Here is a 1,029-nt window from a genome sequence, read left to right on the forward strand (position 1 = left end):
GGACGGCCCGCCACCTTGCCCTGGACGCGCTCGGCGGCGTAGGCGGTGGCACGCTGGTAGGCGCGGTCGGAACCGCCCAGGCCCTGGGTGGCCACGCCGACTCGGGCAACGTTCATCATCACGAACATCGCTTCCAGGCCGCAGTGTTGCTTGCCGACCAGCCAGCCCGTGGCGTCCTCGTACTCCAGGACGCAGGTGGGGCTGGCGTGGATGCCGAGCTTGTGTTCCAGCGAGACGGTGGTGACCTCGTTGCGCGCGCCGAGGGTGCCATCGGCCTTGGGCAGGAACTTCGGCACGACGAACAGGGAGAGGCCGCCGAGACCTTCGGGTGCGCCCTCGGTTCGGGCCAGGACCAGGTGCACGATGTTCTCGGTGAGGTCGTGATCGCCCCACGTGATGAAGATCTTCTGGCCCTTCACCGCCCAGGTGCCGTTCCCACGATCCCGGGCGGTGGTGCGGATGCCCGCCAGGTCGGTGCCGGACTGCGGCTCGGTGAGGTTCATCGTGCCGGTCCACCGGCCCGAGACCAGCGGAGGCAGATAGGTCTTCTTGAGTTCCTTGCTCGCGGCGGTGAACAGCGCGTAGGCGGCCCCGACGCTCAGGCCCGGTCCGAGGGAGAAGGCCATGTTGGCGGCGGACCAGATCTCGTTGACGCCCGCGGTCACGACCGAGGGCATGCCGTCGCCGCCCGCTTCGCTGGGCAGGCCGATACCGACCCAGCCGCCCTCGGCGAACGCCTTGTAGGCCTCGGTGAATCCGGGGGCCGTGGCCACCTGGCCGTCGGTGAGCGTGTTGCCCGCCCGGTCGCCGATCGCGTTGAGGGGGTCGAGCACTTCGGCGGCGAACGTACCCGCGTGCCCAAGTACCTCCCGTACGTCGTCCAGAGCGACGTCCCCGTTGGTGACGTCGAGGACATGCTGGGCGTCGATGACCTGGCGCAGCAGGAAGTCGTATTCCTCTACTGGAGCTTTGTAGTCGGCCATGGTCACTCGCCCCCGAGGTTGACGCCGAGGGTGGTGGACAGGCCGC

The 1,029-nt window shown here is 69.0% G+C and carries 1 protein-coding gene; it reads right to left on the reverse strand.

Going from position 1 to position 1,029, the window contains the following annotated elements; all coding sequences use genetic code 11:
• Positions 1–983: acyl-CoA dehydrogenase family protein (locus tag ACZ5CR_RS47445; protein WP_468870297.1), on the reverse strand; the 983-nt coding region annotated here is incomplete at its 3' end.
• Positions 984–1,029 lie beyond the last annotated feature (46 nt).

It is taken from the genome of Streptomyces sp. NPDC031274 (genome assembly GCF_055570235.1).